Annotated in this window: 21 protein-coding genes and 1 riboswitch; of the genes, 12 read left to right on the top strand and 9 right to left on the bottom strand. The window is 56.4% G+C overall.

The genetic code is table 11. The features are described from left to right. Window positions 1–16 precede the first annotated feature (16 nt). From K7B04_RS12720 to bioA, 4 genes are all read right to left on the bottom strand, one after another. On the bottom strand, window positions 17–1,174 hold the full coding sequence (locus tag K7B04_RS12720) for a mannitol-1-phosphate 5-dehydrogenase (RefSeq protein ID WP_223802189.1): 1,158 nt from the start codon (window positions 1,172–1,174) through the stop codon (window positions 17–19). Between the two features lie 53 nt (window positions 1,175–1,227). Beyond that, complete coding sequence (locus K7B04_RS12725) at window positions 1,228–3,204, bottom strand: PTS mannitol transporter subunit IICBA (protein ID WP_163447116.1); 1,977 nt, start codon at window positions 3,202–3,204, stop codon at window positions 1,228–1,230. Window positions 3,205–3,650: 446 nt separating this feature from the next. Next, window positions 3,651–4,127: a kinase inhibitor gene (locus K7B04_RS12730; RefSeq protein WP_163447114.1), complete on the bottom strand. Its 477-nt coding sequence runs from the start codon at window positions 4,125–4,127 to the stop codon at window positions 3,651–3,653. A gap of 70 nt (window positions 4,128–4,197) precedes the next feature. Then, complete coding sequence (gene bioA / locus K7B04_RS12735; RefSeq protein WP_223802190.1) at window positions 4,198–5,487, bottom strand: adenosylmethionine--8-amino-7-oxononanoate transaminase; 1,290 nt, start codon at window positions 5,485–5,487, stop codon at window positions 4,198–4,200. A gap of 84 nt (window positions 5,488–5,571) precedes the next feature. On the opposite strand from bioA, the gene bioB reads away from it, so the two are divergent. The 5 genes from bioB (at window position 5,572) to uvrB (ending at window position 11,838) form a co-directional block, all read left to right on the top strand. Further along, window positions 5,572–6,612, top strand: coding sequence for a biotin synthase BioB (gene bioB, locus K7B04_RS12740; protein WP_223802191.1), 1,041 nt, complete (start codon window positions 5,572–5,574; stop codon window positions 6,610–6,612). Continuing rightward, complete coding sequence (bioF, locus tag K7B04_RS12745; protein WP_223802192.1) at window positions 6,609–7,766, top strand: 8-amino-7-oxononanoate synthase; 1,158 nt, start codon at window positions 6,609–6,611, stop codon at window positions 7,764–7,766. Before bioB ends, bioF begins: the two co-directional genes overlap by 4 nt. Beyond that, on the top strand, window positions 7,750–8,505 hold the full coding sequence (gene bioC, locus K7B04_RS12750) for a malonyl-ACP O-methyltransferase BioC (protein ID WP_223802193.1): 756 nt from the start codon (window positions 7,750–7,752) through the stop codon (window positions 8,503–8,505). Before bioF ends, bioC begins: the two co-directional genes overlap by 17 nt. Next, on the top strand, window positions 8,498–9,175 hold the full coding sequence (gene bioD / locus K7B04_RS12755) for a dethiobiotin synthase (protein WP_163447105.1): 678 nt from the start codon (window positions 8,498–8,500) through the stop codon (window positions 9,173–9,175). Before bioC ends, bioD begins: the two co-directional genes overlap by 8 nt. Window positions 9,176–9,813: 638 nt before the next feature. Beyond that, window positions 9,814–11,838, top strand: a complete 2,025-nt coding sequence (gene uvrB / locus K7B04_RS12760; RefSeq protein ID WP_163447102.1) for an excinuclease ABC subunit UvrB — start codon at window positions 9,814–9,816, stop codon at window positions 11,836–11,838. A 319-nt stretch (window positions 11,839–12,157) separates the two neighbouring features. On the opposite strand, the gene pmrB is transcribed toward uvrB, so the two are convergent. From pmrB to yvcK, 4 genes are read right to left on the bottom strand one after another with little or no spacing between them, the layout of a single operon-like run. After that, window positions 12,158–13,237, bottom strand: coding sequence for a two-component system sensor histidine kinase PmrB (pmrB, locus tag K7B04_RS12765; protein ID WP_163447100.1), 1,080 nt, complete (start codon window positions 13,235–13,237; stop codon window positions 12,158–12,160). A gap of 3 nt (window positions 13,238–13,240) precedes the next feature. Continuing rightward, window positions 13,241–13,912 carry a two-component system response regulator PmrA gene (pmrA, locus tag K7B04_RS12770; protein ID WP_163447099.1) on the bottom strand — a complete coding sequence of 224 codons (672 nt, stop codon included), beginning with the start codon at window positions 13,910–13,912 and terminating at the stop codon, window positions 13,241–13,243. Window positions 13,913–13,922: 10 nt separating this feature from the next. Further along, the gene (eptA, locus tag K7B04_RS12775) at window positions 13,923–15,554 is read right to left on the bottom strand and encodes a phosphoethanolamine transferase EptA (RefSeq protein WP_163447097.1); all 1,632 of its coding nucleotides are present in this window, start codon (window positions 15,552–15,554) and stop codon (window positions 13,923–13,925) included. Window positions 15,555–15,612: 58 nt separating this feature from the next. Continuing rightward, on the bottom strand, window positions 15,613–16,536 hold the full coding sequence (gene yvcK, locus K7B04_RS12780; RefSeq protein WP_163447095.1) for a uridine diphosphate-N-acetylglucosamine-binding protein YvcK: 924 nt from the start codon (window positions 16,534–16,536) through the stop codon (window positions 15,613–15,615). Window positions 16,537–16,777: 241 nt separating this feature from the next. After that, window positions 16,778–16,914, top strand: a riboswitch (molybdenum cofactor riboswitch). Between yvcK and moaA the strand changes: the two genes are divergently transcribed. From moaA to K7B04_RS12815, 7 genes are all read left to right on the top strand, one after another. Beyond that, on the top strand, window positions 16,902–17,891 hold the full coding sequence (gene moaA / locus K7B04_RS12785) for a GTP 3',8-cyclase MoaA (protein WP_167576361.1): 990 nt from the start codon (window positions 16,902–16,904) through the stop codon (window positions 17,889–17,891). (Overlaps the previous riboswitch by 13 nt.) Window positions 17,892–17,913: 22 nt before the next feature. Continuing rightward, complete coding sequence (moaB, locus tag K7B04_RS12790; RefSeq protein WP_223802194.1) at window positions 17,914–18,426, top strand: molybdenum cofactor biosynthesis protein B; 513 nt, start codon at window positions 17,914–17,916, stop codon at window positions 18,424–18,426. A gap of 3 nt (window positions 18,427–18,429) precedes the next feature. Then, window positions 18,430–18,915: a cyclic pyranopterin monophosphate synthase MoaC gene (moaC, locus tag K7B04_RS12795; protein WP_223802195.1), complete on the top strand. Its 486-nt coding sequence runs from the start codon at window positions 18,430–18,432 to the stop codon at window positions 18,913–18,915. Then, entirely contained in the window at window positions 18,908–19,153 is a 246-nt protein-coding gene (gene moaD / locus K7B04_RS12800) for a molybdopterin synthase sulfur carrier subunit (RefSeq protein ID WP_064548439.1), read from the top strand. Before moaC ends, moaD begins: the two co-directional genes overlap by 8 nt. 1 nt (window position 19,154) lies before the next feature. After that, the gene (gene moaE, locus K7B04_RS12805; RefSeq protein ID WP_064548441.1) at window positions 19,155–19,607 is read left to right on the top strand and encodes a molybdopterin synthase catalytic subunit MoaE; all 453 of its coding nucleotides are present in this window, start codon (window positions 19,155–19,157) and stop codon (window positions 19,605–19,607) included. A gap of 42 nt (window positions 19,608–19,649) precedes the next feature. After that, the gene (locus K7B04_RS12810; protein WP_167576359.1) at window positions 19,650–20,354 is read left to right on the top strand and encodes a Bax inhibitor-1/YccA family protein; all 705 of its coding nucleotides are present in this window, start codon (window positions 19,650–19,652) and stop codon (window positions 20,352–20,354) included. A 284-nt stretch (window positions 20,355–20,638) separates the two neighbouring features. Beyond that, on the top strand, window positions 20,639–21,049 hold the full coding sequence (locus K7B04_RS12815) for a YbhQ family protein (protein ID WP_223802196.1): 411 nt from the start codon (window positions 20,639–20,641) through the stop codon (window positions 21,047–21,049). Here the strand turns inward: K7B04_RS12815 and K7B04_RS12820 are convergent. Then, window positions 21,011–22,117, bottom strand: a complete 1,107-nt coding sequence (locus K7B04_RS12820; protein ID WP_167576358.1) for an ABC transporter permease — start codon at window positions 22,115–22,117, stop codon at window positions 21,011–21,013. The genes K7B04_RS12815 and K7B04_RS12820 overlap by 39 nt on opposite strands.

Consider the following 22,117-nt stretch of genomic DNA (forward strand, 5'->3'; position numbering starts at 1 on the left):
AGCTATGGGTGTTACATCATTCTTTGCGTTGCATGGCGTTATACACATTCACTATCTGGGCGACAAGCTCTGGCTGATCCTGCAGGCCACAAACCTCAATGACCGTGCTTGTTACCCCATTTTCCGCCAGCAGGTTTGCCATTTCTTGCGCCTGCGGGTCCTGGTCGCTGCGATAATGCAGGGCGGCGGCAATGCCGATAATCAGGTGGCGATTGGGGAGCCCGTATTCCAGCGTTCCTCGCAGCGGTTTGATTAAGCGATCGTTCTCGCTCAATTTACGCAGCGGCTGACGGCCAACGCGCTCCACCTCATCATGCAGATAAGGGTTCTCAAAGCGGGTGAGAATCTTATCGATGTAGGCTGCATGCTGCTGGGGATCGAAGGCGTAACGTTGAATCAGTACTTCGCCACTCTCGCGCATGGCATTTTTCACTGCTTCACGTATCGCCGGGTCGAGGATGGCGTCGCGAATAGTCTGATAGCCTGCCAATTGGCCAAGATAGGCGGTTATCGCATGGCCGGTATTGAGGGTAAACAGCTTACGTTCAATATAGGCCATCAGATTGCTGGTGGGCTCCATCCCGGCGATGTCCGGTAACGTACCTTTAAACTGGGTACGGTCAACAATCCACTCGCTAAAGGTCTCAACAGTGACATCCAGCGGATCGTCGTTCGCTGCGGCCCCCGGCGGCACGATACGGTCGACCGCCGAATCGACAAACCCGACGTGTTCTTCCACCCAGCCGTGCAGCTCGGCGGGTATCGATTGCAGCACGTGCTGCTTAAGCTGGCTGGTGCCGCGCACCATATTTTCGCAGGCGATGATATTCATCGGCTGGTGGTTGCCGCGCTCAAAACGGGCGATTAATCCCTGGGCCAGGGTGCTGGCGATTTTGCTCAGCACCTGCGGGCCAACGGCGGTGGTGATGATATCGGCCTGGGCAATCTGCGCGATGGCGTCCGGGCTGTTGCTGTAGATGGCGCTGACGCGATTGACCTGCTCAACGCGAGCATTTTCCCCCACCACGTTGACCTGATAATGTTGCTGATGCGCCAGCTGATCGACCAGCGGCTGGTTGACATCGGCAAAGGTCAGCTCCGCCTGTGCGTCCGCCAGCAGTTTACCAATAAAGCCGCGACCGATATTCCCTGCGCCAAAATGAATTGCTTTCATGACTGTTACCTCGAAAAAAACGTTCCGTATCAGGGGCTGTACGCCCCGTTGCCTTATGCCGCTTGCTCGCCGGACAGGAGCTGTAAAATCTCCTGCACGCTGGTGGTCTGCGTCAGACGTTCGATCACGTCCTTATCATCCAGCGCGTTGGCTAAGCGGGCGATAACCTGTACGTGCTCGTTATTGCGGGCGGCAATGCCGATCACCAGGCGCGCGATATCGTCCGGCTCGTCGCCGAAACGTACGCCTTGCGGGTACTGGCAAATGACAATCCCGGTGCGCAGCACGCGGTCTTTGGCTTCTACGGTGCCGTGCGGAACGGCGATAGATTCTCCGAGGTAGGTGGTGGTCAGCGCTTCACGCGCCAGCATGGCGTCGATGTAATCCGGCTCGACGTAGCCGCCGGAGACCAGCATTTCACCGGCAAAGCGAATGGCCTGCTCTTTGGTGTCGGCGGTTAAGTTAAGGAAGATGTTATCGGCGCTGAGCTTAAACAGGTTTTCCTCGCGCTCGCCGGGCGTGAACGCATCGTCGTTGGCGGCGATAATCGTCTGGTTAATCAGGCGACTGTCGTTCGCCGCGGGCGGCAGCTTAGCGGCCAGCAGGCGGGTGGTTAAGTCGGTGTACAGGCCGCTGTCGAGGAAGTTGCTGAGCGACATATGCATTGCCTGCGGTGCAAAACGCATGGCGCGTTCGGTAAGGTCCTGATGGGTGATCACCAGATCGACATCGTCCGGCAAACTGTTGATGGCGCAGTTGGTCACTGAAATATGACTCAGACCGGCGTCTTTTACCTTTTTACGCAGCACGCCCGCGCCGAGCGCACTGGAGCCCATTCCGGCATCGCAGGCGACGATGATTTTACGCACGTGGTGCAGGTCTTTCGCCAAATCCAGCGCCGGTGCGGGCTGTGGCAGTTCGCCGGACGGTTTAGCGCCGGACTTTGACTGCTGCTTCAGGCTCTGCATGCGACGGGTGGCTTCCGCCAGACCGTTGCTCTCTTCATCACCCACGCGAACGCGTTTGAGCAGCATCGACGCCGTCAGGAAGGAAACCAGCGTGGAGGCCAGAATCGACAGTACGACGCCAATCAGCGACGCTTTCGGCGTCATCAGCAGGACGGCAAAAATAGAACCCGGAGAAGCCGGAGAGACCAGGCCCGCGTTGAACAGCGTCAGGGTAAAGACGCCGGTCATCCCACCGAGGATCACCGCCAGAATCAGGCGTGGGTTCATCAGGACGTACGGGAAGTAAATTTCGTGAATCCCACCGAAGAAGTGAATAATCGCCGCGCCGCCTGCGGACTGCTTCGCGCTGCCTTTGCCAAAGAACATGTACGCCAGCAGAATCCCCAGACCCGGACCCGGGTTAGCTTCAATCAGGAAGAAGATAGACTTACCGGTTTCCGTCGCCTGCTGAATACCCAGCGGTGAGAAGATACCGTGGTTGATGGCGTTATTGAGGAACAGGATTTTGGCCGGCTCGACAAAAATTGAGGTCAGCGGCAGCAGGTTGTTCTGCACCATGACGTTGACGCCGCTCGCCAGCGCTTTCGACAGCAGCTCCACCATTGGCCCAATCGCCAGGAAGGAGAGCATCGCCAGCAGCATGCCGAGAATCCCGGCAGAGAAGTTGTTTACCAGCATCTCGAAGCCGCTTTTGATCTTCCCATCAACCCAGCGGTCAAAGCGTTTGATGGCCCAGCCGCCCAGCGGACCGGCGATCATCGCGCCCATAAACATCGGCATATCGGCGCCGACAATCACCCCCATGGTGGTGATCGCGCCGACCACGCCGCCGCGCTCGCCGCCCACGAGGCGCCCCCCGGTATAGCCGATTAACAACGGCAGCAGATAGGTGATCATTGGGCCGACCAGCTTAGCCAGCGTCTCGTTCGGCAACCAGCCGGTAGGAATAAACAGTGCGGTAATCAAACCCCAGGCAATGAATGCGCCAATATTGGGCATCACCATATTGCTGAGGAAGCGGCCAAAATTCTGTACCTTGACCTTGATATCTGGTGATAACATAAAAACACCCCTCGTGGTGCGCGTCAGATGTTGCGCGCGTAATAGTTGTGCTGGTTTCGCCAAAAACCAGCCAGTCGTTCTGTATGCAAAATCGACTCTATCACGCCGTTTTCGTCTCGCGTACCCCGAGGGTTTTTTGTGATCTTAGTCACTGTGATTGGCCGGGTTTTGGGGTGTTTATGGTGATTTAGATCACATAAATGGGCTGTAAGTCTGCTACAACGTTAAATTATCGCCTTTGTCTCGCTATTTTTTGTGATTAAAATCACCTTTTATGTTGGCGTGTTTGTTTCCAAATTGTGATCTCATTCACAAGCTATTTTAGCGCTAACCCCATCAGCCACTTTCGCTTTTCTCTTCAGCCCTTTTTTCGTTAGAAAATTACATCTGCAATAAAAAAAGCCCCGCGCGGTTTCCCGGCAGGGCTGAATACGTTTAACGTACGGTTAGCTGAACAGTGCGGTAATGCTCGCGCTGCCGAGGCTGTGGAAATGGACGTTGAAGCCCACCATTGCGCCGCTGGCGCCTTCGTCAACGTCGATTTTGTCGATATCCAGCGCGTGGACGGTAAAGATATAGCGATGCGTTTCGCCTTTTGGCGGTGCTGCGCCGCCGTAGCCTGCTTTACCGAAATCGGTGCGGGTTTGCAGCGCGCCGGCAGGTAGGCCAACGAGGCCGGAGCCTGCGCCGGTGGGCAGTTCGCGGGTGTCGGCTGGAATGTTGGCGACAATCCAGTGCCACCAGCCGGAGCCAGTTGGGGCATCCGGATCGTAGCAGGTCACAACGAAGCTTTTGGTTCCGGCAGGCACATCGTCCCAGGCCAGATGCGGCGAGATATTCTCACCGTCGTAACCCATCCCATTGAATACCTGGCGCTGGGGTAGTTTCTCGCCGTCACGCAGATCGTGGCTGACTAATTTCATCAACTGCCTCCTTTGTTAATCTACTGATTAACAAAGGAGTGTAGCGTTAACCGCGGCAGATTACCGCTGCTTATTGGATAAAAAATGTTTCCTGTTCGACCGCGAGGCACACCGCGCGGGTCAGACGCGTCAGCTGCTGCGGGGTAATCAGGTACGGCGGCATCAGGTAGATCAGGCGGCCAAATGGTCGAATCCAGACCCCTTGCTCAACAAAGAATCGCTGAAGCAGCGCCATGTTGACCGGGTAGCGCGTTTCGACCACGCCGATCGCGCCCAGAACGCGTACATCGGCGACCAGCGGCGCGTCGGAGGCGGGGGCCAGCTCGCGCTTAAGCTGCTGCTCAATCGCTGCCACCTGAGTCTGCCACTCGCCGCTTTCCAGCAGCGCCAGGCTTTCCGTCGCCACCGCGCAGGCCAGCGGATTGCCCATAAACGTCGGCCCGTGCATAAAGCAGCCCGCTTCGCCGTTGCTGATGGTTTCCGCCACCTCGCGCGTGGTGATCGCGGCAGACAGCGTCAACGTGCCGCCGGTGAGCGCTTTACCGAGGCACAGAATATCGGCGCTGATCCCCGCGTGTTCGCAGGCGAACAGCTTGCCGGTGCGGCCAAAGCCTGTGGCAATTTCGTCGGCAATCAGCAGGATCCCCTCACGATCGCACATCTTACGGATGCGCTTTAGCCACTCCGGATGATACATCCGCATGCCGCCCGCCCCCTGGACTACCGGCTCAAGGATCACCGCGGCAATCTCGTGGCGATGAGCGGCCATCAGGCGGGCAAACGCCACCATATCGTACTCGTCGAACTCACCGTCAAAGCGGCTGTGCGGTGCGGGGGCAAACAGATTCTCCGGCAGATAACCCTTCCACAGGCTGTGCATGGAGTTATCCGGATCGCAAACCGACATCGCGCCGAAGGTATCGCCGTGGTAGCCGTTACGGAAGGTGAGAAAACACTGACGCGACTCGCCTTTGGCCTGCCAGTACTGCAGCGCCATCTTCATCGCCACTTCAACCGCCACCGACCCGGAATCGGCCAGGAAGACGCACTCCAGCGGTTCGGGCGTCATGGCCACCAGCTTGCGGCACAGTGCCACCGCGGCAGGGTGGGTTATCCCACCAAACATCACGTGCGACATCTGGTCAATCTGCGTTTTCATCGCCGCGTTCAGACGCGGGTGATTGTAACCATGAATCGCCGCCCACCAGGAGGACATGCCGTCGACCAGACGCTCGCCGCTGGCAAGCTGCAGCTCGCAGCCCTCGGCGGAAACCACTGGATAAACCGGTAACGGTGCGGTCATGGAGGTGTAGGGATGCCAGATATGGCGGCTATCGAAGGCGAGATCGTCCGTTGTCATAATCGACTTGTAAACCATTTTGAAAAGTTTTAGGTTTACGAGTATAAACCGAACCGAAAATTAACAAAACCCCCGGAGAAGCCAATGGCTCACCCTTTACGCTGGACAATGTCGCAGGTCACCGCTCTTTTCGAAAAACCGCTGCTGGAACTGCTGTTTGAAGCGCAGCAGGTCCATCGCCAACATTTTGACCCTCAGCAGGTACAGGTGAGTACGCTGCTGTCGATTAAAACCGGCGCCTGTCCGGAAGACTGCAAGTACTGCCCGCAGAGTTCACGCTACAAAACCGGGCTGGAGAGCGAACGCCTGATGGAAGTGGAACAGGTGCTGGAATCGGCGCGCAAAGCCAAGCAGGCAGGCTCCACCCGTTTCTGTATGGGCGCGGCATGGAAAAACCCGCACGAGCGCGATATGCCGTATCTCGAGCAGATGGTACAGGGCGTCAAAGAGATGGGGCTCGAAGCCTGTATGACGCTCGGAACGCTCTCTGACAGCCAGGCGGCGCGTCTGGCCTCGGCGGGGCTGGACTACTATAACCACAACCTCGATACCTCTCCGGAGTTCTACGGCAATATCATCACCACCCGCAGCTATCAGGAACGTCTTGATACCCTGGATAAAGTGCGCGAAGCCGGGATTAAAGTGTGTTCCGGCGGGATCGTCGGGCTGGGGGAAACGGTTAATGACCGCGCCGGTCTGCTGCTCCAGTTGGCCAATCTGCCGACGCCGCCGGAAAGCGTGCCGATCAACATGTTGGTGAAGGTCAAAGGCACACCGTTGGCCGATAACGAAGACGTTGATGCCTTTGATTTTATTCGCACGATTGCCGTGGCGCGTATCATGATGCCGACCTCGCACGTGCGCCTGTCCGCGGGGCGTGAGCAGATGAACGAGCAGACCCAGGCAATGTGCTTTATGGCGGGCGCTAACTCCATCTTCTACGGCTGCAAGCTGCTGACGACGCCAAACCCGGAAGAAGATAAAGACTTACAGCTGTTCCGCAAGCTGGGGCTGAACCCGCAGCAAACCACGGTCACCGCCGGAGACAACGAGCAGCAGCAGCGTCTCGAACAGGCGCTGATGACGCCGGATACCGACGATTATTACAACGCGGCGGCGGTATGAGCTGGCAGCAGCGAATCGACCGCGCTGTCGCTGAACGTCGTGAAGCGCAGGCCTTTCGCCAGCGCCAGCCGCTGGCGCAGGGGGCTGGGCGCTGGTTGATGTGCGAAGGACGCCGTTACCGCAATTTTTCCAGCAACGACTATCTGGGCCTCAGCCAGCACCCGCAGGTGATTCGTGCCTGGCAGGACGGGGCGGAACGTTACGGCGTCGGCAGCGGCGGATCCGCGCATGTCACCGGCTACCACCAGGCGCATCTGCGCCTGGAAGAACAGCTGGCGGACTGGCTCGGCTATGACCGCGCGCTGTTGTTTATCTCCGGTTTTGCCGCCAATCAGGCGGTGATTGCTGCACTGGCTGGACGCGAGGATCGTATCGCCGCCGACCGCCTGAGCCACGCATCGCTACTTGAAGCGGCAACCCTCAGCCCCGCGCAGCTGCGGCGTTTTCAGCATAACGACCGCCATCACCTTGCCCGGCTGCTGGCTGCCCCCGTCAAAGGGCAACAGCTGGTGGTGACGGAAGGGGTGTTCAGTATGGATGGCGACAGCGCGCCGCTGGCCGAGGTCGCCGCCGCGGCGCGTGCCGCCGACGCGTGGCTGATGGTCGATGATGCGCACGGTATTGGCGTAGTCGGTGAAAATGGACGCGGCAGTTGCTTTCAGCAGGGCGTTAAGCCGGAGCTACTGGTGGTGACGTTCGGCAAAGCCTTTGGCCTGAGCGGCGCGGCGGTGCTTTGCAGCCAGGCGGTCGCCGACTATTTCATCCAGTTCGCCCGTCATCTGATTTACAGCACCGCGATGCCTCCCGCCCAGGCGCAAGCGTTACAGGCGGCGCTGGCGGTCATTCAGAGCGATGACGGCCAACAGCGCCGCGACATTTTGACCCAACACATTGCTGATTTTCGCCGTGGCGCGCAAGGGCTGGCCTACGCGCTGAGCGGCTCGCAGAGCGCCATTCAACCGTTGATCGTCGGTGATAACGCAGACACGCTGCGGTTAGCCGAACGCTTGCGTGCGCAGGATTGCTGGGTCACGGCTATTCGTCCACCGACGGTACCCGCGGGCACCGCGCGTTTGCGTCTGACGCTCACTGCCGCGCATGACGCGCAGGACGTTGCTCATCTGCTGGAGGTTTTGCATGGCGAGCGTGGATAAACAGGCGGTCGCCGCGGCGTTTGGCCGCGCGGCGGCGTCTTATCAACAACACGACGAGTTACAGCGCCTCAGCGCCGCGCAGCTGCTGTCCCAGCTGCCGGCGCGGGCGTTTTCCCGCGTACTCGATGCCGGCTGTGGGCCGGGGAGCTACAGCCGCTACTGGCGCGAGCAGGGCAGCCACGTTACCGCGCTGGATCTCTCGGCGGAGATGCTGCGACAGGCGCGTCTACAGCAGGCGGCGGATGCGTATCTGCTGGCGGATATCGAGGATATACCGCTACCTGGCGGCGGCTTCGATTTAGCGTGGAGCAATCTGGCTATTCAGTGGTGTAGCGATCTGCATGCAGCGCTGGCTGGCCTTTATCGTCAGCTCGCCCCCGGTGGCACGCTGGCATTTACCACGCTGACGGCGGGTTCGCTGCCGGAGCTTAACCAGGCGTGGCAGGCTCTCGACAGCCATCCGCACGCCAATCGCTTCCTGCCTGAAGCGACGCTGCGCGAGGCGCTGGCGGCCTATTCTGGCCATGGGATGGCGACCACCATCACCCTTTCTTTTCCCGATGCGCTGAGCGCGATGCGCTCGTTAAAGGGGATTGGCGCAACACACCTGCACCAGGGGCGCAGCCGCCAGCCGCTCACCCGCGGCAGGCTCCAGCAGCTACAGCTGGCCTGGCCGAGGCAGGAGGGGATTTGCCCGCTGACCTACCATCTTTTCACAGGAATCATCACACGTGACTGAACGTTTTTATGTAACCGGAACCGATACGGAAGTCGGGAAAACCGTTGCCAGCACCGCACTATTGCAGGCCGCACGCCTGCTGGGCCGTCGCGCCGTGGGCTATAAGCCGGTAGCATCGGGCAGCGAAATGACCGATGAGGGGTTGCGCAACAGCGACGCGCTGGCGCTCCAGCGTAACAGCGCGCTGCCACTGCGTTATGAAGAGGTGAACCCGTATACCTTTGCGGAACCCACGTCACCGCATATTGTGAGCGCCGATGAGCAGCGGCCTATTGAGGCTGGCGTGCTATCGGCGGGTTTGCGTGCTTTAGAAGCGCAGGCCGACTGGGTGCTGGTGGAAGGCGCTGGCGGCTGGTTTACGCCGCTCTCGCCCACGCTGACGCTCGCCGACTGGGTTCGCGACGAGCAACTGCCGGTTATTCTGGTGGTGGGGGTGAAGCTGGGTTGCATCAATCATGCCGTGCTAACCGCTCAGGCAGTACAGCAGGCCGGGCTGCGGCTGGCTGGCTGGATTGCCAATGACGTCGTACCGCCGGGGCGCCGCCATGCCGAGTATCTGAGTACCCTCCAGAGAATGCTGCCTGCCCCCCTGCTGGGCGAAATTCCGTGGCTTGGCGAGTCGGTCGACGATCGACCTCTTGGCGGCTATCTCGATTTGAGTCTGTTATAAACCCCTTTTTTTATTCTGATTTTTCTCTCGCGGGTTATCTTCATTCGTAAGCGATAACCCGCAGAAAACGTAAGGAAAAAGCACGCCGTTATGGATAAAACACGTGCGCCTTTTCGCTGATACATATCAAAATTGGCGAGAAAATATTTTTTTGATTTCACGTTGACAGGAAGTTGCGCAAACCGCCGGGTGGCGAGGGATAGGGGCTAGCGGCAGTTATCCACTATTCCTGTGGATAACCCTGTGTATTAGAGTTAGAAAACTAGCGGTAAACGAGAGAACATGCGGCCTGCGCCTGAATTGATGCGAAAGGCGGCTTTTCTATCTTTTTATTAATAATCAACAAGATAAATAAAAGCAATGGCGTAATAAAAAGTGCTGCGGATTGCCATAAAACTTTCATGACCGATATTGACAAATGTTAAAAGAGAAAAAGTTCTGGGGATAACCCGGTTCAACTGGTGTTTTAAGTTGTCAGAGGATAAATTTTCGCCTGTGACGCATGCCGCAACCTGTTTTGCTCAAAATACGATAATAGATTACTGTTTTTATATCCAGTATTTTTTATTGGCAATTTGGCAGGCGGCGAGTAGAATTAATCTCCAGCCCGACCCATCCGTTATCAGGTAGCGTTGCCCATGAGTAAACCCTTTAAATTACATTCCGCGTTCAGCCCTTCCGGCGACCAGCCGGTAGCCATCTCACGTCTGAAAGAGGGGCTGGAGGACGGTCTCGCGCACCAGACGCTGCTGGGCGTTACCGGGTCGGGGAAAACCTTTACTGTGGCCAACGTCATTGCCGATCTCCAGCGTCCGACGATGGTGCTGGCGCCGAACAAAACGCTGGCCGCGCAGCTCTATGGCGAAATGAAGGCATTCTTCCCGGAAAACGCGGTGGAGTATTTTGTCTCCTACTACGATTACTACCAGCCAGAAGCCTACGTTCCCAGCTCCGACACCTTTATCGAAAAAGACGCCTCGGTGAACGAACACATTGAGCAGATGCGTCTGTCCGCCACCAAAGCACTGCTTGAGCGCCGCGATGTCGTGGTGGTGGCCTCGGTGTCGGCGATTTACGGCCTGGGCGATCCCGATCTCTATTTGAAAATGATGCTGCACCTGACGGTCGGCATGATTATCGACCAGCGTTCAATTCTGCGCCGCCTGGCTGAGCTACAGTACACCCGCAACGATCAGGCGTTCCAGCGCGCGACCTTCCGCGTACGCGGCGAGGTGATTGATATCTTCCCGGCAGAGTCTGACGATCTGGCGCTGCGCGTTGAGCTGTTTGATGAAGAGGTCGAGCGCCTCTCGCTGTTCGATCCGCTAACCGGGCACGTCGAGTCGACCATTCAGCGCTTCACCATCTACCCGAAATCGCACTACGTCACGCCGCGTGAGCGCATTGTCCAGGCGATGGAAGATATCAAGGTTGAGCTGGCAGAGCGCCGCAAGGTGCTGCTGGAAAATAACAAGCTCCTCGAAGAGCAGCGTCTGAGCCAGCGTACTCAGTTCGATCTTGAAATGATGAACGAGCTTGGCTACTGCTCGGGCATTGAAAACTACTCACGCTTCCTGTCCGGGCGCGGGCCGGGCGAGCCACCGCCGACGTTGTTCGATTATCTGCCGGCTGACGGCCTGCTGGTGATTGATGAATCGCACGTCACCATTCCGCAAATTGGCGGCATGTACCGCGGCGACCGGGCGCGCAAAGAGACACTGGTCGAGTACGGCTTCCGTCTGCCGTCGGCGCTCGACAACCGCCCGTTGAAGTTCGAAGAATTTGAAGCGCTGGCGCCGCAAACCATCTATGTTTCGGCAACGCCGGGTAACTATGAACTGGAGAAATCCGGCGGCGAAGTTATCGACCAGGTGGTGCGTCCAACCGGCCTGCTTGATCCGTTGATTGAGGTACGCCCGGTGGCGACTCAGGTGGATGATCTGCTGTCAGAAATTCGCAAGCGCTCGGTTATCAACGAACGCGTGCTGGTGACAACCCTGACCAAACGCATGGCGGAAGACCTGACGGAATATCTCGAAGAACACGGTGAGCGCGTACGCTACCTGCACTCTGATATCGACACCGTTGAACGTATGGAGATCATTCGGGATTTACGTCTGGGCGAGTTTGACGTGCTGGTGGGTATCAACCTGCTGCGTGAAGGCCTGGATATGCCGGAAGTCTCGCTGGTGGCGATTCTCGATGCCGACAAAGAGGGCTTCCTGCGTTCGGAACGTTCGCTGATTCAGACCATTGGCCGTGCCGCGCGTAATATCAACGGTAAGGCCATTCTCTACGGCGACAAGATTACCCCATCAATGGCGAAGGCGATTGGCGAAACGGAACGCCGTCGCGAGAAGCAGGAACGCTACAATGAAGAGCATGGCATCGTGCCTCAGGGGCTGGTGAAAGACGTTGTCGATATTCTGGCGATGGGCGAGGGGCTGGCGAAAACGAAAGCGAAGGGGCGCGGCAAGTCTCGTTCTGCCTCGCCAATCGTTGAGCCAGACGTGAAAGCGCTGACGCCGAAAGCGCTCCAGCAGCAGATTCAAACGCTGGAGGCGCAGATGCTGAAACACGCTCAGAACCTCGAGTTTGAAGAAGCGGCAGAAATTCGCGACCGTTTGCATCAACTGCGTGAACTGTTTATCGCAGCGTCGTGATCCGCAGCGAAAATATCGAGTCGGCCTGATAAGCGTAGCGCCATCAGGCCGTTCGGCTCATTTGCCGGATGGCGGCGCAAACGCTTTATCCGGCTTATGGGGGGGTGTACCAGGCTCTATTTATCTGAGTTGCGGCGGCCATCACGATCCCGCTATCCGCCTTAATGTTCACTTAATCTATTCTGCTGATACTATCCTTAAAATCATTAGGGGTAGCGTCATGTCGAATCTGAATTTCCAGCAGTTATTTACCTTACTCGTCTCCGTTGCCATCGTTGCCGGTTTCCTGAGCCACTGGCTGTTGAGCTACTGACTTCTCTTAGCGCTTTGTCGGCAAAAACTCTACCCATGCCCGCGTCCCGGTTGTGTTTTCGCGGTTTTGCAGGAAGAACGCCGCTTCATGCAGCTGGGCGATGCGCGTCACGATGCTAAGCCCGAGGCCAATGCCGCCATAGCGGCTGTCCATGCGCACAAAAGCCTGGCTCAGCTCGCCTACCTTCGATTCATCAATTCCTGGCCCTTCATCTTCCACAATCAACATTGGTTTGCTGTCTGCGGCCAGCGACAGCGTAATGGTGGTTGATTTTGGGCTGTAGCGATGTGCATTCTCTACCAGGTTACGAACCATCAGGCGCAGCAGCGTCGCATCACCGGCAACGGTTACCGTGGGTGTCGGCTCGGCAATGACTAACTTCTGCGCTCGCACCTCCAGCATCGTTTCCAGCTCGTCCTTAAGCGGTTCCAGCACATCACTCAGCAAATTCACCTGCTGATAGCTTCCCGCTGAAAAGGACTGGCCGACCCGCGCCAGCAGTAGCAGTTGCGCAACGCTTTCAGTCATCTGATCCAAACGCTGAATCAGCGGGGCAAGGCTCAGTTTCTGCGTTTTCTCCAGCAGCTCCAGATGCAGCTTTAACCCCGCCAGCGGAGTACGTAGCTCATGGGCCACGTCAGCGGTGAACAGGCGTTCCCGGTCGAGCGTTTGGGTCAGGTTTTCCACCAGTTGGTTGATGGCTTTGGTGACCGCTTCAACCTCAACGGTGGTTTGCTGTAGGTAAATGGGCTGTAAATTCCCCGGGGTACGGCGATCCAGCTCTTGCTGTAGGTCAGCCAGAGGGCGGGTGATACGTTTGACCGCCTGTAGACACAAAAACAGCGCTAGTCCGATGATCACCACGCTTGGCACCAGCAGGCTGGCAATCGCTTCACGAACTTCGTGGCGGATATGTTTCACGTTGTTGTGGTTGTTGAGCAGCATCGCCACTTCCAGCTCGATTTGCTCTTTGCTCTCATGCCACAGCCAGAACACGCTGATAAGCTGGAATACGATCAGAATCAGGCCAATCGCCAGCAGCAACTGGTGGCGCATTGGCCATTGGCGAACGGAGAATAATGCCATGGGTTACTCCGTTGGGCTGGAATTAACCAGCTGGTAGCCAAAGCCGCGCACGGTGCGAATACGGGCCTTACCCACTTTGTCACGCAGGTTGTGGATATGCACCTCCAGCGTGTTGGTTGCCGGTTCATTATCCCAGTTGTAGATATCGTTGTAGAGAATCTCGCGGTGCACCGGGCTGCCAGCCTTGAGCATCAGGCGGGAAAGTAGGGCGTACTCTTTAGGCGTCAGCTCCAGCAGTTCGCCGTCTAGCCATACCTGGCGGCGAGTGACGTTAAGGCGCAGATTTTCGACCGTCACCTCGTTATCGCCCTGATTGAGATTACGGCGCAGCAGCGCACGAATGCGGGCATTGAGCTCTTCGAGCGCAAAGGGTTTGATCAGATAGTCGTCGGCACCGGTATCCAGGCCGCTGACCCGGTCTTCCAGGGTATCGCGGGCCGTCAGAATCAGCACCGGAGTGCTCATTTTTTCCTGACGCATACGATGCAGGAAATGCAGCCCGTCTTCATCCGGCAGGCCAAGATCCAGCACCACCAGGCTATAGTGGCCATTCGCAAGACTCAGCGCCGCTTGCTGCGCGGTGGCAACACCGTCGCAGGCGTATCCTTCACTCTGCATGGCCAGAATCAGCCCCTGCAGTAACAGCGTGTCATCTTCAACGACTAATATTTTCATCTGTTCGCCTCTATTTGCAGGTCGCTAATATATCATCCGCTGCATGATATTCCTTTGTCTCTACGCCAGTCATACCCAGTACGGTAGAGAACAGATTATCCTGAGAATAGTCATTTTCTTTGGCCTGTTTTTGCAGGCAATCGTAGTTCACGCCATAGCGTTTTTGATAATCGTCAGATAACCATAACAGCATCGGCACATGTTTTTGCGTTTCTGGCGCAATAGAATACGGTAAGCCGTGCAGATAAACGCCATTTTCACCTAACGACTCTCCGTGGTCGGAAAGATAAACCAGGCTGGTGGTAAATTTATCCTGCTTTGATTGCAGCAGTTTAATCGCTTTATCGACAATATAATCGATGTACAGAATGGTGTTGTCGTAGGTATTTTTCAGCTGTTCCTGAGAACAAGACTGAATTTCGCTGGTGTCGCAGGTTGGCGTAAAACGACGGAACTGCGGTGGGTAACGGTTGTAATAGGTCGGGCCGTGGCTGCCGATGGTGTGCAGCACAATCACGCCGTCACCCTGCATGCTGTCGATGGTTTTTTCTAAATCGTGGAACAGCACGTCGTCATAGCATTCGCCGTCAATGCACTGTCCCGGTAACTTCATCGCCGTCATATCCTGATGCGGTACGCGGTCACAGGCGCCTTTACAACCACCGTCGTTGTCGTTCCACAGCACCTGAATTCCCGCGCGCTGAATAATATCGAGCAGGCCTTCCTGATGATGGGCTAAAGACTCATCATAGCGAGCTCGCGGCATATTGGAGAACATACAGGGAACAGAAACCGCCGTTGCTGTACCGCAAGAGGTCGTTTTCGGGAAATAGACCACGTTATCTTTCGCTAACAGTGGGTTGGTGTCGCGATCGTAACCGCCCAGCGAGAAGTTTGCGGCGCGCGAGGTCTCTCCGAGAACAATAATGGTCAGGTTCTTACGCGGTCCGTTTTTCATGATGGCTTTTTGCTGCGCGTCTTCACCAATTTTTACCAGCGGCAAATTATCCATCTTGTGGTGAAAATACCAGGAGTTGAGCGCCACAATACTGTTTGATGGGTTCAACGATTTCACCAGCTCTTTATTATTGCGAAACAGCGAGGCGTAATCTTTATAAAACAGGCCCGCGACCAGTACGATTAACAGTGCTGAAACCAGGACGGTACCGACACGCATTAACGCGCCGCGCCACAGATTTGCCGCCGGTTTAATTTTAATCCACCACGCCAGGGCAATAAACAGCAGAGCGGTTAAACCCAGCACGACAATCATTTGACCAGAGAGCAGCGCGTAGCTCTCGGCGGGTGTGGTATCGAAGATATTGGTGATCATTGAACGGTCAATAATCACACCGTAATTCTTCATAAAATACTGCGCGCTGGCGCTGAGCAGAATAAACAGCGTGACGAGGAGCTTCTCAAGTCGAATAACCGACGCAATCGCCAGACAAATTGCCATCACCGCAAAAGCGACTACCGGCATGGTCAGGAAGACGAGGGTATTGTGCAGGCTGTCTACCGGCAGCAGGCTAAATGCCTGACGATAAAAAACGACGTTCAGCGCCAGAGCAATATAGAGCGCGAACAGAATAATGTAGGTCAGACGGCTGACAACGGGACGTTTACGTAACAGGCGAAGCATAACGGTAACCTATGAAGATTGATGCTCGTTATGCTGCCCGATCTATTTTAAGACAACCTTAAGATTTTAAGGAAGCGCGGCCAAAGGCCTGAAGCGCCTCTTCCAGCGCCGCACGTAACAGGGTGCGATCGTGGCGGTAGGGTATGTCGCTAGCCTCCAGCGGCTGTTGGATAACCACTTTGCCCTCTGTGCCACTGATGTCTGCTTTCGGACCTACAATCACGGCATCAATCACCGGCTTGCCAATATAGTGCTCCAGCAGGTGAAGGCGGTCAGCAAGCGTCAGATTGCCCGCAGGGCTGTGCTCGCGACCCAGGTTTTCGATGTAGACCATCGGCGCAGGCGTGCGGCGCATGGCCTGAGCGATATCCGGTAGCAGCAGGATTGGCAGCAGACTGGTGTAGAAACTACCGGGCCCGATGAGAATTAAATCGGCTTCGGCGATGGCCTGTACTGCTTCGCGGGTAGCGGACACTGACGGGGTCAGCATCAGCTCCTGCGGCGGCAGCGTCAGCTGATCGATATTCACTTCGCCGTAGATTTCATGCCCCTCGCTATCGATTGCCATCAAATCGACCGGCTGTTCGGACATCGGGATTAAAGACGCCTCAACTTTTAGTAGGTTTCTGATTAAATTGATCGCCTCTAAAGGGCGTACGCTCAGGTGATCTAACGCCTTTAACATCAAGTTTCCAAGGTTATGCCCGGAAAGTTCACCGTTGCCGCCAAAACGATACTCAAACATTGTCGACGCTACGCTGGGTTCGGTGATTAATTGATTAAGACAGTTACGCATATCGCCCCAGGCGATGCCGCCCTCTGAACGACGAATACGTCCCGTAGACCCGCCATTATCCGTGGTCGTGACGATACCGGTAAGGCGAGAGCCCAGCGATGACAGGGATGACATCACGCGTCCAAGGCCGTGGCCGCCGCCGAGCGCCACCACGCGGTCGAGATCGGCAAAAGTGCGATTGCGCATACTACTTCCTTATGTCCTGAAAACCCGCTTACATTAGCCTAACTACCACTAAAAGACGATGCTCTGTACCGGTCAAAATGACGTATATCAATGCAAAAACGTGATTTTTACGTATTCTGTAGGGAAAGTGCACGATCGTGTCGCTATGTATAAGTTTATATAGCGAAAGCGAAAATGGCGAAACTGTTATTCTCGCGCTACTATTCGGCATAACCTGGTTCAGTTCGCTGTGTACAACAGGCTGAACAAAACACTCTAGCCTCTGCGCCTAAGTTGAAAAATAAGGTGCTTTGGCCGCAACGGGTCACGCCGTTGCCAGGGCGAAGGAAGAAATGATCTCGCCTCCCGTATTTGGAAAGGTGTCTATGGCTTTACAACTCACCGATGCGTTTGCGCGTAGGTTTTTCTATCTGCGCCTGTCGATTACCGACGTCTGCAACTTCCGTTGCACCTATTGCCTGCCGAACGGCTATCAGCCGAATGGGGTCACCAACAAAGGATTTCTGTCACTGGACGAAATTCGCCGGGTGACGCGTGCCTTTTCGGCGCTGGGAACGGAAAAAGTGCGTCTGACCGGCGGCGAGCCGTCGTTACGTCGTGACTTTACCGACGTTATCGCCGCCGTAAAAGAAAATGCCTCTATCCGCCAGATTGCCGTGACCACCAATGGCTACCGCATGGCGCGCGATGTTGCCGCCTGGCGTGATGCCGGGTTGACGGCACTCAACGTGAGCGTTGATAGCCTTGATGCGCGTCAGTTTCACGCCATCACGGGTCAGGACAAATTCCGCCAGGTGATGGAGGGCATCGATGCCGCCTTCACCGCCGGCTTTGAAAAAGTGAAGGTCAACACCGTGCTGATGCGCGACGTGAACCATCACCAGCTCGACACCTTTCTGGCGTGGATCAAACCGCGCCGCATTCAACTCCGCTTTATTGAACTGATGGAAACCGGCGAGGGCAGCGAGCTATTTCGCAAGCACCATATCTCGGGCATGGTGCTGCGCGACGAACTGCTTAAGCGAGGCTGGATCCATCAGATCCGTCAGCGCAGCGACGGCCCGGCGCAGGTTTTCTGTCACCCCGACTACGAAGGGGAAATCGGCTTAATCATGCCGTATGAGAAAGACTTCTGCGCCAGCTGTAACCGTCTGCGCGTATCGTCCGTTGGGAAATTGCATCTGTGCCTGTTTGGCGACGGCGGCGTTGACCTGCGCGAACTGCTGGCCGATGACGCCCAGCAGCAGGCGTTGGAAGAGCGTATTGCTGAAGCCCTGACGCATAAAAAACAGACCCACTTCCTGCACCAGGGCAATACCGGCATTACCCAGAATTTATCCTATATCGGCGGATAATTGGCTATCAAGGAGCTATTAAATGAGTCAGGTGAGCGCTGAATTTATCCCGACACGCATTGCTATTCTTACTATTTCCAACCGTCGCGGCGAGGAGGATGACACCTCCGGGTACTTCCTGCGCGATGCGGCCCACGAGGCCGGACATCAGATTGTCGATAAGGCGATCGTCAAAGAGAACCGCTATCAGATTCGTGCCCAGGTTTCTGCCTGGATTGCCCGTGACGACGTGCAGGTGGTGTTGATCACCGGTGGCACCGGGCTGACCGATGGCGATCAGGCGCCGGAAGCGCTGCTGCCGCTGTTTGACCGCGAAATAGAAGGCTTTGGCGAAGTGTTCCGCATGCTCTCTTTCGAGGAGATTGGTACCGCCACGCTGCAATCGCGCGCCGTTGCCGGGATGGCCAACCGGACGCTGATTTTTGCGATGCCGGGTTCGACCAAAGCCTGCCGCACCGCGTGGGATAACATTATTGCCCCGCAGCTGGATGCTCGTACCCGTCCGTGTAACTTCCACCCTCATCTGAAGAAATAAACGATGTCGCAACTGACCCATATTAACGCAGCGGGTGAAGCCCACATGGTGGATGTCTCCGCCAAGACCGAAACCGTCCGCGAAGCGCGCGCTGAAGCGTTTGTCACCATGCAGCCGGAAACTCTGGCGATGATTATTGAAGGCAGCCACCATAAAGGTGACGTGTTCGCCACCGCGCGTATCGCCGGGATTCAGGCGGCTAAGCGCACCTGGGATCTTATCCCACTTTGTCACCCGCTGATGCTGAGCAAGGTGGAAGTGAACCTGCTGGCGGAGCTGGAACACCACCGCGTGCGCATTGAATCACTCTGTCGCCTCACCGGGAAAACCGGGGTCGAAATGGAAGCGCTGACCGCCGCATCGGTCGCGGCGTTGACCATCTATGACATGTGTAAGGCGGTGCAAAAAGATATGGTTATTGGCCCGGTTCGCCTGCTGGCGAAAAGCGGCGGTAAATCGGGCGATTTCAAGGCGGATACTCATGATTAATGTGCTGTTTTTTGCTCAGGTTCGTGAGCTGGTGGGCGTGGACTCGCTGGCGCTGGCGCCTGAATTTGCCAATGTGGAAGCCGTGCGTCAGCATCTGGCCGCGCAGGAAGGGCGCTGGTCGTTGGCCCTCGAAGAGGGCAAGCTGCTGGCGGCGGTGAACCAGACTCTGGTGAGTTTCGATCACCCGGTTACCGATGGTGATGAAGTGGCGTTTTTCCCGCCGGTGACGGGAGGGTAACATGAGCGAAACCCGTATTATCGTTCGCCATGAACGCTTTAGCGTTGGCGATGAATATCCCTGGCTGGCTGAACGAGATGAAGATGGCGCGGTGGTGACGTTTACCGGCAAAGTGCGTAACCATAATCTTGGCGATAGCGTGAAGGCGCTGAGCCTCGAGCACTACCCGGGTATGACCGAAAAAGCGCTGGCGGAAATCGTCGACGCCGCCCGTGAACGCTGGCCGCTGGGCCGTGTCACCGTGATTCACCGCATCGGCGAGATGTGGCCGGGCGAAGAGATTGTCTTTGTCGGCGTCACCAGCGCCCATCGCGGCAGCGCCTTTGACGCCGGTGAATTTATCATGGACTATCTAAAGACCCGCGCGCCGTTCTGGAAGCGTGAAGCGACACCGGAAGGTGAGCGTTGGGTGGAAGCGCGCGACAGCGATAAACAGGCAGCCGAGCGTTGGTAGCGTTACACTTACTTCAGGCTTTCATTAATTCAGGAGAACGTCATGGATCGATTCCCTCGCTCTGATTCAATCGTGCAGGCCCGTAGCGGTCTGCAAACCTACATGGCTCAGGTTTACGGCTGGATGACCTGCGGGCTGCTGCTGACCGCGTTTATTGCGTGGTACGCGGCGAACACGCCGGCGGTGATGATGTTTGTTTTCTCCAGCAAAATCACCTTCTTTGGGCTGATCATCGCCCAACTGGCGCTGGTATTCGTGCTTTCCGGCATGGTGCAGCGTTTAAGTGCGGGCATGGCGACCACGCTGTTTATGCTTTACTCGGCGCTCACCGGGCTGACGCTATCGAGCATTTTCATCGTCTACACCTACTCATCCATCGCCAGCACCTTCGTGGTCACCGGCGGGATGTTCGGCATCATGAGCCTGTACGGTTACACCACCAAGCGCGATCTCAGCGGCCTGGGCAGCATGCTGTTTATGGGGCTGATAGGTATCGTGCTGGCCTCGCTGGTTAACTTCTGGCTGAAAAGTGAAGCGTTGATGTGGGCGATTACCTATATCGGCGTGATTATCTTTGTTGGGCTGACCGCCTACGACACCCAAAAGCTGAAAAACATCGGCGAGCAGATTGACGTGCGCGATACCTCAAATCTGCGTAAGTACGCCATTCTCGGCGCGCTGACGCTGTATCTCGACTTCATCAACCTGTTCCTGATGCTGCTGCGGATTTTTGGTAATCGCCGCTAGGTAGGCTGAGTGAATTAAACGATCCCGGACTGGTTCCGGGATTTTTTTCGGATTTTATTCTGGTCTCAAACGCACGTTAAAAGCAGCTTACCGATGGGTAACTCAATTGAGCTCCGCCGTGGCGGTTGTTTTTTAGCTGGCATTGATTGCGCTAAAAACAGACAAATTGCTCTCTTCCTGAGCGAAAAAGTGACACCAACGTCACAAAAAGCACCACATTTACGGAATTTTCCGTACACTCGGGTACTCTGAATAAGCAAATAAAATTCTTCAGGAGAGAAGCCATGAAGTGGCAACAACGAGTTCGTGTCGCAACGGGGCTAAGTTGCTGGCAGATTATGTTGCATTTGCTGGTCGCCGCCGTGCTGGTGATGGGCTGGATGAGCGGCGCGCTGGTGCGCGTTGGCCTGGGTCTCTGCGTCGTGTATGCCGTTACCGTTTTACTGATGCTGGCGCTACAGCGTCACCACGAGCAGCGCTGGCGAGACGTCGCCGACGTGCTCGAAGAGTTGACCACCACCTGGTATTTTGGCGCGGCGATGATTGTCGTCTGGCTGCTGTCGCGCGTGCTGCAAAATAACTACCTGCTGGCGGTGGCCGGTCTGGTTATTCTCGCTGGGCCAGCCGTGTTCTCGCTGCTGGTGAAAGAAAAAACCTCAGGCGATCTTGCGGCGAAACATCGCGTACGCCACTGATCCCGTCGTGGCCGCTATAAACAGTAGCGGCCACAGGCTCCCCCAGACAATCGACAGACTCGCATCCTTCAAATAAATCTGCTTGGTAATATCGGTAAAATGCCGAATCGGGTTAATCCACGTTAAATGCTGGAGCCACACCGGCATGTTCTCAACCGGCGACACATAGCCCGACAAGAGAATCGCTGGCATCATAAAGACGAACACGCCGATAAACGCCTGCTGCTGCGTTGAACACAGCGCGGAAATCAGCAGCCCGAACCCGACCAGCGATAGCCCGTAAATCACCATTGTGAAATAAAACAGCGCCAGCGAACCGGCGAAAGGAATCTGATAGGCCCAGATGCCGATGGCCAGCACGATAGTGGCCTGGAACGTGGCTACGATCAGCGCGGGCACCGCTTTACCAACAAAAATTTGCCAGGTAGCGAGCGGGGAGACCAGCAACTGATCCAGCGTACCCTGTTCGCGCTCGCGAGCAACCGACAGCGAGGTGACGATCATCACGCCGATGGTGGTGATCATGGCGATCAGCGAGGGTACCACGAACCACTTGTAGTCGAGATTCGGGTTGTACCAGTTGCGCACCACCAGTTCACTGTTGTTCGGCTTTGCTTTCCCCTCCATCAGCTCCTGCTGGTAGTTCTTGACGATTTGTTGCAGGTAGTTGGCGGCAATCTGCGCGCTGTTGGAGTTGCGCCCGTCGAGTATCAGCTGCATGGGTGCGGTCTGGAAGGTATCGAGATTGCGCGAAAAGTCGGCCGGGAAACGCACCAGTAGCAATGCTTTTTGGGTGTCGAGCGTTGGCTGGATCTCCTGCGGGCTTTTCAGTAGCAGCACGTGGGTAAACGCTTTGGCGCGGGCGAAGCGCTGGGTCAATTCAACGGCGTGCTTGCCGTTGTCTTCGTTATAGACGGCGATGGTGGCGTTGGTCACTTCCAGCGTGGCGGCAAAGGGAAACAACAGTACCTGGATCAGCACCGGCATAATCAGAATGGCGCGGGTCTGCGGCTCGCGCAGTAGCGACTGTAGCTCTTTGCGGATAAGCGTCCATAAGCGATAAAACAT

Origin of the sequence: Kluyvera sp. CRP (genome assembly GCF_019930565.1) — a bacterium.
Classification (GTDB): Bacteria; Pseudomonadota; Gammaproteobacteria; order Enterobacterales; family Enterobacteriaceae; genus Kluyvera; species Kluyvera georgiana_A.

Excerpts from the sequence above, each read along its gene's own strand:
- K7B04_RS12720 (WP_223802189.1), bottom strand. The coding sequence starts at position 1,174 with ATGAAAGCAATTCATTTTGGCGCAGGGAATATCGGTCGCGGCTTTATT.
- K7B04_RS12725 (WP_163447116.1), bottom strand. The coding sequence starts at position 3,204 with ATGTTATCACCAGATATCAAGGTCAAGGTACAGAATTTTGGCCGCTTC.
- K7B04_RS12730 (WP_163447114.1), bottom strand. The coding sequence starts at position 4,127 with ATGAAATTAGTCAGCCACGATCTGCGTGACGGCGAGAAACTACCCCAG.
- bioA (WP_223802190.1), bottom strand. The coding sequence starts at position 5,487 with ATGACAACGGACGATCTCGCCTTCGATAGCCGCCATATCTGGCATCCC.
- bioB (WP_223802191.1), top strand. The coding sequence starts at position 5,572 with ATGGCTCACCCTTTACGCTGGACAATGTCGCAGGTCACCGCTCTTTTC.
- bioF (WP_223802192.1), top strand. The coding sequence starts at position 6,609 with ATGAGCTGGCAGCAGCGAATCGACCGCGCTGTCGCTGAACGTCGTGAA.
- bioC (WP_223802193.1), top strand. The coding sequence starts at position 7,750 with ATGGCGAGCGTGGATAAACAGGCGGTCGCCGCGGCGTTTGGCCGCGCG.
- uvrB (WP_163447102.1), top strand. The coding sequence starts at position 9,814 with ATGAGTAAACCCTTTAAATTACATTCCGCGTTCAGCCCTTCCGGCGAC.
- pmrB (WP_163447100.1), bottom strand. The coding sequence starts at position 13,237 with ATGGCATTATTCTCCGTTCGCCAATGGCCAATGCGCCACCAGTTGCTG.
- pmrA (WP_163447099.1), bottom strand. The coding sequence starts at position 13,912 with ATGAAAATATTAGTCGTTGAAGATGACACGCTGTTACTGCAGGGGCTG.
- eptA (WP_163447097.1), bottom strand. The coding sequence starts at position 15,554 with ATGCTTCGCCTGTTACGTAAACGTCCCGTTGTCAGCCGTCTGACCTAC.
- yvcK (WP_163447095.1), bottom strand. The coding sequence starts at position 16,536 with ATGCGCAATCGCACTTTTGCCGATCTCGACCGCGTGGTGGCGCTCGGC.
- moaA (WP_167576361.1), top strand. The coding sequence starts at position 16,902 with ATGGCTTTACAACTCACCGATGCGTTTGCGCGTAGGTTTTTCTATCTG.
- moaB (WP_223802194.1), top strand. The coding sequence starts at position 17,914 with ATGAGTCAGGTGAGCGCTGAATTTATCCCGACACGCATTGCTATTCTT.
- moaC (WP_223802195.1), top strand. The coding sequence starts at position 18,430 with ATGTCGCAACTGACCCATATTAACGCAGCGGGTGAAGCCCACATGGTG.
- moaD (WP_064548439.1), top strand. The coding sequence starts at position 18,908 with ATGATTAATGTGCTGTTTTTTGCTCAGGTTCGTGAGCTGGTGGGCGTG.
- moaE (WP_064548441.1), top strand. The coding sequence starts at position 19,155 with ATGAGCGAAACCCGTATTATCGTTCGCCATGAACGCTTTAGCGTTGGC.
- K7B04_RS12810 (WP_167576359.1), top strand. The coding sequence starts at position 19,650 with ATGGATCGATTCCCTCGCTCTGATTCAATCGTGCAGGCCCGTAGCGGT.
- K7B04_RS12815 (WP_223802196.1), top strand. The coding sequence starts at position 20,639 with ATGAAGTGGCAACAACGAGTTCGTGTCGCAACGGGGCTAAGTTGCTGG.
- K7B04_RS12820 (WP_167576358.1), bottom strand. The coding sequence starts at position 22,117 with ATGTTTTATCGCTTATGGACGCTTATCCGCAAAGAGCTACAGTCGCTA.